The organism is Streptomyces botrytidirepellens, from assembly GCF_003721215.1.
Taxonomy (GTDB): domain Bacteria; phylum Actinomycetota; class Actinomycetes; order Streptomycetales; family Streptomycetaceae; genus Streptomyces; species Streptomyces himastatinicus.
On record NZ_RIBZ01000675.1, the window covers coordinates 1 to 6,088 of the forward strand.

Annotated in this window: 5 protein-coding genes and 2 pseudogenes; 5 read left to right on the top strand and 2 right to left on the bottom strand. The window is 70.9% G+C overall.

The window, feature by feature from the left end; genetic code table 11:
- Positions 1 to 310: 310 nt before the first annotated feature.
- Positions 311 to 874 (bottom strand): annotated as a pseudogene (locus EEJ42_RS35400) (RNA polymerase sigma factor); the annotation flags it as partial.
- A 211-nt stretch (positions 875 to 1,085) separates the two neighbouring features.
- On the opposite strand from EEJ42_RS35400, the gene trpS reads away from it, so the two are divergent.
- The 3 genes from trpS (at position 1,086) to EEJ42_RS35415 (ending at position 4,019) form a co-directional block, all read left to right on the top strand.
- Positions 1,086 to 2,099, top strand: a complete 1,014-nt coding sequence (trpS, locus tag EEJ42_RS35405; protein WP_123106313.1) for a tryptophan--tRNA ligase — start codon at positions 1,086 to 1,088, stop codon at positions 2,097 to 2,099.
- A 227-nt stretch (positions 2,100 to 2,326) separates the two neighbouring features.
- Complete coding sequence (locus tag EEJ42_RS35410) at positions 2,327 to 2,938, top strand: 2'-5' RNA ligase family protein (protein ID WP_123106314.1); 612 nt, start codon at positions 2,327 to 2,329, stop codon at positions 2,936 to 2,938.
- A 118-nt stretch (positions 2,939 to 3,056) separates the two neighbouring features.
- Complete coding sequence (locus EEJ42_RS35415) at positions 3,057 to 4,019, top strand: YihY/virulence factor BrkB family protein (protein WP_184503434.1); 963 nt, start codon at positions 3,057 to 3,059, stop codon at positions 4,017 to 4,019.
- Between the two features lie 3 nt (positions 4,020 to 4,022).
- On the opposite strand, the gene EEJ42_RS35420 is transcribed toward EEJ42_RS35415, so the two are convergent.
- Complete coding sequence (locus EEJ42_RS35420; protein WP_342778376.1) at positions 4,023 to 5,198, bottom strand: D-alanyl-D-alanine carboxypeptidase family protein; 1,176 nt, start codon at positions 5,196 to 5,198, stop codon at positions 4,023 to 4,025.
- Positions 5,199 to 5,388: 190 nt separating this feature from the next.
- Between EEJ42_RS35420 and EEJ42_RS53390 the strand changes: the two genes are divergently transcribed.
- Both EEJ42_RS53390 and EEJ42_RS35425 read left to right on the top strand, forming a co-directional pair.
- Entirely contained in the window at positions 5,389 to 5,640 is a 252-nt protein-coding gene (locus EEJ42_RS53390) for an SCO4848 family membrane protein (protein WP_246097585.1), read from the top strand.
- Positions 5,641 to 5,697: 57 nt separating this feature from the next.
- Positions 5,698 to 6,088, top strand: a pseudogene (locus tag EEJ42_RS35425) (metallophosphoesterase); the annotation flags it as partial.

Genomic DNA, 6,088 nt, shown 5'->3' on the forward strand with positions numbered 1-6,088 from the left:
CCGGCCGGGGGCGCCGGTGGGCCCCTGCCCGGCCTCAAGCCCGGGCAGCTCCTGCCACCACTGCTCCTCCCGGATCCGGCCGCCGGGCGCCGCGCGATCCGGCGGCCCCGCGATCATCCCGACGATCTGGGCCAGCACCCGCTCGGCCATCGTCTGGCCGTCGGCCGACGACACGCCCTCCCTTCGGGGGCCGTCCCCCGGGTCGGCGGGCGGTGGCCCCTCCAGTGCGCGCCCGAGCGCCCGCAGCTCGCCGGGCAGCCCTTCCCCGTCCATCCCCTATGCCTCCCCGCACTCCCTGCCGTGTCTGCCGTGCCCGCCCCGGCTCCTCACCGGGCCGGACCGCCTCGTCCGCCTCCAGCAGCAGCTCCAGCCGCCGCAGCGCGCGGCTCAGCCGCGACTTCACCGTGCCGCGCGGCCAGCCCAGGGCCGCCGCGGTCTCCCCCTCGTCCAGATCCAGCAGATAGCGGTAGGTGACCACCCACCGCTGCGGCTCGCTCAGCTGCTCCAGCGCGGCCATCAGCCGCGCCCGCCGCTCGTCCGCGAGCGCCATGGCCGCCGGATCCGCGCTCTCCGGTATCGCCGGATCGGCTCCGGCCATGGCCCCTTCCCGGTCGACCGCCGTCTGCCGGCGACGCGCCGAGCGCACCGCGTTCCGCGTCTGATTGGCGACGATCCGCAGCAGCCACGGCCGGAACGCCGCGTCGTCCTTGAAGGTGCCCAGCGCGAGATACGCCTTCACGAAGGCGTCCTGCACCACATCCTCGGCGTCAGCGCCCGCGCCCATCAGCGCGGCGGTGCGCAGCGCTATCGGCGTGTGGGCGCGCACCAGCTCGGCATAGGCCCCGGTCTCCCCGGCCCGCACCCGAGCGATCACGCCCGCATCCGGCCCTGTTTCGACGAGCCCTGCTTCGTCCTGCGCTTGGCCCTGCGCTTCGTCCTGCGCTTGGTCCTGCGCTTGGTCCTGCGCTTCGTCCTGCGTTTCGTCCCGCGCGACGAGGTCCCCCTCCCGCGCCCCCTCACGAGTCCTCACACCTTTGATACACCGGCGGACCGAGTCCGGTTCCACACCTGAGAGAATGGGTGGCATGGCCCTTGATCGTCCCCGTGCGCTCTCCGGTATCCAGCCCACCGCAGGCTCCTTCCACCTCGGGAACTACCTCGGTGCGATCCGGCAGTACGTCGCGCTACAGGAGACCCACGACGCGTTCTACACCGTGGTCGACCTGCACGCGATCACCGTTCCGCAGGATCCGGCGGAGCTGCGCGCCAACAGTCGGCTCGCCGCAGCCCAGCTGCTCGCGTCCGGTCTCGACCCGGACCGCTGCACGCTCTTCATCCAGAGCCATGTGCCCGAGCACGCCCAGCTCGGCTGGGTGATGAACTGCCTCACCGGCTTCGGCGAGGCCTCCCGCATGACCCAGTTCAAGGACAAGTCGGCCAAGCAGGGGGCCGACCGGTCGACCGTCGGCCTCTTCACGTACCCGATCCTCCAGGTCGCGGACATCCTGCTCTACCAGGCCAACCACGTCCCCGTCGGCGAGGACCAGCGCCAGCACATCGAGCTGACCCGCGACCTCGCGGACCGTTTCAACGGCCGCTTCGGCGAGACCTTCACCGTTCCCGACGCGTACATCGTCAAGGAGACCGGGAAGATCTACGACCTCCAGGACCCGACGGTCAAGATGAGCAAGTCGGCCTCCACGCCCAAGGGCATCGTCAACCTCCTCGACGAGCCGAAGGTCTCCGCGAAGAAGATCAAGAGCGCGGTCACCGACCTGGAGACCGAGATCCGCTTCGACGAGGAGAAGAAGCCCGGCGTCAGCAATCTGCTGACCATCTACTCCACCCTCACCGGCAGCTCCATCAAGGAGTTGGAGGGGAAGTACGAGGGCAAGGGGTACGGCGCGCTCAAGACCGACCTGGCCGAGGTGCTGGTCGAGTGGGTGACGCCGTTCCGCGAGCGGACCCAGGAATACCTGGCGGACCCGGGGACGTTGGACGGAATCCTGGCCAAGGGCGCGGACAAGGCCCGTGCCGTCGCCGCCGAGACGCTGGCGCTCGCCTACGACAAGGTGGGGTTCCTGCCCGCGACGCGGTGAGCGTCCCAGTGGGCCGCGCGTCGAGCGTCCCGGTGGGCCTCCAGGACGCACGGGGCCCCGGCGGGCGCCGGGGGAGTGTACCGCGGCCCACCCCTGACCAGGGGGTTCTTCGGCCCGTGTGCCGAAGAATCGAGGAATCTAGCCGCGAAGGCGGCACAGCCGCCACACTGGCACCGGTGCAGCGGACTGAAGCCCAGCAGCCCGGGAGGGCCAGGAGGGAGAACGCAGTGGGGACCGTAACGCTCGGCGTTTCGATCGCGGTCCCGGAGCCGTACGGCAGCTTCCTCCAGGAGCGGCGCGCGGGCTTCGGGGACCCGGCCGCTCATGGCATTCCCACCCACGTCACCCTCCTGCCACCGACCGAGGTCGACGCCGCGGCGCTGCCCGCCGTCGAGGAGTATCTGGCCCAGGTCGCGGCGGTGGGGCGGCCGTTCCCGATGCGGTTGGAGGGGACGGGCACCTTCCGCCCGATCTCTCCCGTCGTCTTCGTCAAGATCGTCGAAGGCGCGGAGGAGTGCATGCTGCTACAGGAGCGGATCCGGGCGGCGCACGGGCCGTGCGCCCGTGAGCTGCTGTTCCCGTACCACCCGCACGTCACCGTCGCGCACGGGATCGACGAGGAGGCGATGGACCGGGCGTTCGCGGAGCTGAAGGACTTCGGGGCCGCCTGGACGGTCAACGGCTTCGCGCTCTACGAGCAGGGGGCGGACGGAGTGTGGCGGCTCGACCGCGAGTACCCCTTCGGCGCGGGCGGACCCGGCGAACAGCCCGATGCGGCCTCCCCCGTGGTGCCCCGTCAGGTCGATCTCACCCGCCCGGCCGCGCCCTCTCCCTGGTGACTCCCGGCCCCGCCCGATGAAGCGGTCGGCGGAATGGCGTAGCGAAAGTCGTGGAGTGGCCGAGAAACGGGAACCCGCCGCCGAGGAGTAAAAATCGGCGGAAGGGTAGTTGTTGATCATGGACTGGCTGACCCGGTTGCCGCTCATCGGCCCCGCCCTCGCCCGCGTGATGCGCACCCACGCCTGGCGTTCCTACGAACGGCTGGATCGCGTCCACTGGACCCGCCTGGCGGCCGCGATCACCTTCATCAGCTTCCTCGCCTTCTTCCCCCTGGTCACCGTGGGGGCGGCCATCGGCGCCGCGACGCTCACCGAGTCGCAGATGCATCAGCTCCAGCGGAAGCTCGCCCAGCAGATCCCCGGCATCTCCGGTCAGCTCGATCTGAGCGGCCTGATCCAGAACGCCACGACCATCGGGATCGTCGCGGGCGCCCTGCTGCTGTTCACCGGCATCGGCTGGGTGGGCTCGCTGCGCGAATGCCTGCGCGCCGTCTGGGAGCTGGAGGAGGACCCCGGGAATCTTGTGACGCGCAGGCTCAAGGACGGCCTGGTGCTCATCGGTCTGGGCGGCGTCGCCCTCGCGTCGTTCGCGGTCTCGACGCTCGCCGTCACCGTCGTCCACCGGCTGACGCAGCTCCTCCACATCCCCGAGAACGGGGTGGGCGGCTGGCTGCTGTGGATCGCCGCGTTCCTGATCGCCGTCGCCGCCGACTTCCTGCTGCTGTGCTACGTCCTGACCTGGCTGCCCAGGGTCGAGCCGCCGCGCCGGAGGGTCGTGGTCGCGGCGCTCATCGGCGCGATCGGCTTCGAGCTGTTGAAGCTGCTGCTGAGCAGCTATCTGCGGGGAGTGGCGGCCAAGAGCATGTACGGGGCGTTCGGCGTGCCCATCGCGCTGCTGCTGTGGATCAACCTCACCGCGAAGCTCACGCTGTACTGCGCCGCCTGGACCGCCACCGCATCGGCTGCCGAGGAGACGGGCGAGAAGACCGATGAACCCGACGACGGGGACGACGGGGAGGAGGGCTCCACACCCCTCGGGCCGAGCGGCCGGGCCGAGGGACCCGGCCGCTCAGCGGCGTAACGTTCACCCCCGGCGCGGCCAGCGGCGGTGCACCGCGTACGCGACCGCGCCCAGCACGGCCAGCGAACCGGCCGCGATCCCGGCCGCCGTCCACATGCCGCCCGAGTCACCGCCCGAGATGGACGCCTGGGTGTGCTCGTCCCCGTTCTTCTTGCCGTCCGCCGAGGCCTGGCTCTGGTTCAGGCCCGCCGGTCCGGGGCGGACGAGGGTGCCGACGGGATTCACCGAGTCGGCCGCGTTGAACCCCCAGTCGAACAGCTTCGCCGTCTCCTTGTAGACCCCGTAGGGCTCCGATTTCTGCGGGTTCATGACCGTGACCAGCAGCACCCGCTTGCCGCGCTGGGCCACCCCGGTGAAGGTGGAGCCCGCCTTGCTCGTATAGCCGTTCTTGACCCCCGCCAGCCCCTTGTAGGCCTTGACGTCGATGCCGGTCAGCAGGCGGTCGGTGTTCTGGATCCCGAAGCTCATGCGGACCTTCTTGCCCTTTTTGTCCTTTTTGTATTCCCCCGGGAACTGGGCGGTCGCCGTCGCGCAGTACTCCCGGAAGTCCGCGTTCTGAAGCCCGGACCGGGCGAACAGCGTGAGGTCGTACGCGCTGCTGTACTGGCCGTCCTCGTCATAGCCGTCCGGCGTGACGACATGGGTGTCCAGCGCGTTCAGCTTCTTGGCGTGCGCCTGCATGTCCCGCACGGTCGCCGGGACGCCGCCGTTCATCGCGGACAGGACGTGCACCGCGTCGTTGCCCGAGCGCAGGAAGACGCCCAGCCACAGGTCGTGCACCGTGTAGTCGAGGTTCTCCTTCACCCCCACCAGACTGCTGCCCGCGCCCATCCCGGCCAGGTCGGACGCCCGCACCGTGTGCTTCTGCGTCTTGGGGAACTTCGGCAGCACGGTGTCCGCGAACAGCATCTTCAGCGTGCTCGCGGGCGGCAGCCGCCAGTGGGCGTTGTGCGCGGCCAGCACCTCGCCCGACTCGGCGTCCGCGACCATCCAGGACTTACCGCTCAGCCCCTTCGGCAGCGCGGGCGCGCCCCGCTTCGGATCCACCTGGGTGCCGGGCCGGCCGAGCCGCGCCCCGCCCACCGTGGACATCCGGGCGGGAGGCTTCGCGGCCTCGGCCCCCTTGGCGCCGCCCGGGTCGTCGGCGGCGAGAGCGGGGGAGGCGAGCAGGGGGGACATGAGAGTGGACAGCAGCAGGGCGGCGGTGATGGCCGGCGGCGCGGCGGCGCTTCGCGACGTGAAGGTGTTCGAAGAGATCGGCACGTCTGCGAACGTACCCGCAGCCGTGGCGGACGGCGAAAGCACCGCCGCCTTACGGGCGGTGGCCCCCCGCGTGGAGGTACGCGGCCGGGTGCCCATACTGGAGACCATGAAGCTCAGCCGCCCCGTGTCCTGGTTCCTGCTCGCCTTCGGGGTCTGGAGCTGGGCCATCTGGTTCACCTTTGTCAAGAACTTGTGGAAGGACGCCAGCGGGCTCGCTTTTGACGACGCAGGCGACCCCACCGCGTACTTTTGGGTACATCTGCTGCTCGCGATCACGTCCTTTCTCTTGGGGACGGCCATCGGGGTGATCGGGTTGCGTGGGTTGCGCGCTCTGCGCCGAAATGACGCCGAAGAGTAGCCGTCCGGACAGTTCCACAGCCGCATAGCCACATAGCCGCATAGGGGAGGACCGGGGATGGTCGTGCTCTTCGTCGTGATCGCACTGGCCGTCGTCGGTCTGCTCGTCGGGGTGCACTGGTACGTGTGGCGGCGGCTGATCCGCGACACGACGGCGACCGGCGGACGGGCCCGCCGTACGGGCACGGCGGCGGCCTTCGTGCTTCCGCTGACCAGCGTCGGGGCCCTGGTCGCGGGGCGTACGGGCGTGCCCTTCCCGATCCAGCGGGCGCTGGCCTGGCCGGGGTACCTGTGGCTCGCGCTGCTGCTGTACCTGACCCTGGCCCTGCTGGTCGGCGAGGCGGTACGCCCCGTCCTGCACGCCTGGCTGAAGCGCCGCCGGCCGATCGCCGCCGAGATGGCCGCCGCCCCGGCCCCGGCCCCCGACCCGGCCCCCGACCCGGCCCCCG